The following is a 3,162-nucleotide window of genomic DNA, read 5'->3' on the forward strand; positions in this document are numbered from 1 at the left end:
CTGGTCTACACCCGTTGTTCGACCGCTGGCCTCGCCGACACTTGCCGAGCGTCGCCGAGGCTGTGGGAAAATTTGACGCTGCTGCGGCAGCGAACGGTCGCACGCAGGCGCTACCCATGACAGTACCCAACCTATCCGGCGCACCCGAGCTGCCGCTCGAGTCGACGCCACCTGCTCTGGATCCTGCGGCCGCGCGCGCGAATCTGTACGTCGCACGGATGCTGCAGCAGCATCTGGTCGACGATCCGACCGGACGAAGCTGGGCAGACGACGGTACGGCGGTATTCGTCGATGTCTCGGGATTCACGAAGTTGTCCGAGGCCTTGGCGCGCAAGGGTCGCGAAGGTGCCGAGCAGATCACCGGGGTGATCGGCCATGTCTTCGAGCTGATGCTGGCGGTCGCCTACGACGCGGGCGGAAGCCTGCTCAAGTTCGGCGGCGACGCGCTGCTGCTGTGGTTCAAGGGCGACGGCCACGCGGGGCGGTCGTGCCGCGCGACGGTGCTGATGCGCGCGGTGCTGCGCGACATGGGCGCGGTCGAGCTTCGCGACGCCAAGATAGCCTTGCAGATCTCGCAGGGAGTCCATTCCGGGCGCTTCCACTTTTTCGCGGTAGGCAGCTCGCACACCGAGCTCCTTCCCGTCGGCCCGGCATGGAGCCACCTGGTCGCCATCGAGCGCGGCGCCGATGCCGACGAGATCGTCGTCAGCATCGACACCGCATCGGCGTTACCGGCCGAATCCCTCGGTGAGCCCAAGGGGCCCGGCCGTTTGCTGAAGCAGGAACCTCCGGGCTATGCGGAGAAACTTCCACTGTCTCCGCGACCGAAGATGTCGGCCGAAATGACGGCGCGATGCCTGTCACCTTCGGTTCGCGCGCACGTGCTCGCCGGCGGCGGAACGTCCGAGCACCGTCCGGTCACGATCGCGTTCATCCGCTTCGAGGGCACCGATGAACTGATCGCAAGCCGCGGCGCTGAGACGGCGGCAGAAGCGTTGCATCGAGTGCTGAACGTCGTCGAAGCAGCGACCGAAGAACAGGGAATCAGCTTTCTCGCTTCCGACGTCGATGCGGACGGCGGCAAGCTGATCCTGACCGGCGGCGCGCCCAAAGTCACCGGCAACGACGAAGAGCGCATGCTGCTCGCGCTGTCGAAGATCGCTTCGAGCGAACTGCCGCTGCCCATTCGCATCGGCGTCCATCGCGGCGCCGTCTTTGCCGGGGACATCGGGCCGCCGTATCGACGCACCTACACGGTCATGGGCGACGCGGTTAACCTGACCGCACGGCTGATGGCCAAGGCCGAGCCCGGCCGGATCTATGCCACGAGCGACGTCCTGGAGCGTTCGGCCACGCACTTCGAGACGACCAAGCTCGAGCCGTTCCCGGTCAAGGGCAAAGCGGAGCCCGTTCAGGCGTGGTCGGTCGGCCGCGCGCAAAGCTCGAAGACGCGCCAGGTGTCGACGCAGCGCCTGCCGCTCACCGGCCGCAATGCCGAGCTTGGCGCCATACGAAAGGCGTTCACCAGTGCGCGTTCGGGCGCGGGCCGGCTGATCGAAGTCGTGGGCGACTCCGGAATAGGCAAGACCCGCCTGCTCGAGGCGCTGCGCGACGCGGCGGCCGGGCTCAACAAGCAGCACGCCACCTGCGAAGCGTATACCGCCTCCACGCCGTATGCGGTGTGGAGCGAGCTGCTGCGCGAATACCTGAGTTTCGGGCGGGACGATTCCGAAACGGTCATCGCGGAGCGGCTGCGCGAAGAAGTCGCCAAGCAGGTGCCCGATCTGGTCCCGTGGTTTCCCCTGGTGGCCATACCCTTCGGACTAGACGTCGAGCCGACGCCGGAGGTATCGATGCTGGCGGAGGCGAACCGCCGTGCGAAATTGCACGAGTCCGTCGGACGATTCCTGACGGCAATCATGTCCACGCCGCAGTTGATCGAGATCGAAAACGCGCATCACATGGACGAGGCGTCCGCCGAGCTCCTGTTGCACCTGACCGGCGAGCTTGGAACGCATCCGTGGCTCTTCGCAGTAGCGCGCCAGGGCTCCAGCGGCTTCGTGGCGCCTCAGGCGGAGACCGTAGTTCGCATCGAGCTGAAGCCTCTCGCGGCGCCGGATGCGCTGCGGCTCGCCCAGTTGGCGACCCAGCAGACTCCGCTCCCGCCGCACGTGCTCGAGGTCGTCGCCACGCGCTCGGGCGGCAATCCGCAGTTCCTGCGCGACCTGTTGCAGAAGGTGGTCGACTCGGGCGGCGGCGTCGCCGACCTCCCCGATTCCGCCGAAGCGGCGACGATGGCGCAGATCGACTCGCTGTCACGAGAAGAGCGCAGCGTGGTCCGCCACGCTGCCGTGTTCGGCTTGACCTTCCACCCTCGGATGGTGGCGTGGTTCGACGGGGAGGAAGGTTTCTCCGCGCCTGCGGCCGCCGTGTGGAATGCGATCGGCGACCTGTTCGACGAGGAGTCGGACGGATACCTGCGCTTCCGCCGTACGCTCCTGCGCGATGCCGCCTACGAAGGATTGCCGTACAAGCTGCGCCGCAAACTGCATGGAATAGTGGCGACGCGTCTCGAAGAAGAGCTCGACTACCCCGAAGAAATCGCCAACATTCTTTCGCTCCACTACTTCGAGGCCGGCGAATACCGGCCTGCCTTTCGCTACGCGACGGCGGCTGCCGAGCGCGCCGAAGGCAGCTATGCTCACGTCGAAGCGGCCAAGCTTTACTCGCGTGCGCTGGAGGCCGGCCGCAAGCTCGATGACGTAAGCGGTGGAGAAATTGCCGTCATCCACCGGGCCCTCGGCGATTCCTGGTATCGCGCGGGCGAGTTCCAGAAGGCGGGCAAGGCGTACACCGATGCGCGCGGGCCGGCCGTCGGCGATCCGCTGGCGGACGCGGGTCTGCTGCTCAAGCTGTCGCACGTCGAAGCGAAGCTCGGCCAGTGCGAGCAAGCGCTGCGGTGGTGCGAGCAGGCGCGCGCCATCCTCCAGGAAATCGAAGGACCGGAGGCGGCTCGGCAACATGCGCGCGCGGGCGGCTGGTATGCCATGGTGGTGGGCACCGAAGGACGGATGACCGACGCGCTGCAGTGGGCTGAACGCACGGCGGCCGAGGCGCAAGCCGCGGATGACCCGGAAGCTTTGGCGGATGCCTACTTTGTCA

1 protein-coding gene is annotated in these 3,162 nt (G+C 66.8%); it reads left to right on the forward strand.

Features of this window, described 5'->3' with window-relative positions; all coding sequences use genetic code 11:
* Positions 1 to 116 precede the first annotated feature (116 nt).
* The coding region (locus VGK20_13735; GenBank protein HEY2775102.1) for an adenylate/guanylate cyclase domain-containing protein at positions 117 to 3,162 on the forward strand (3,046 nt) is incomplete at its 3' end.

It is taken from the genome of Candidatus Binatia bacterium (assembly GCA_036493895.1).
Lineage (GTDB): Bacteria > Desulfobacterota > Binatia > UBA1149 > CAITLU01 > DATNBU01.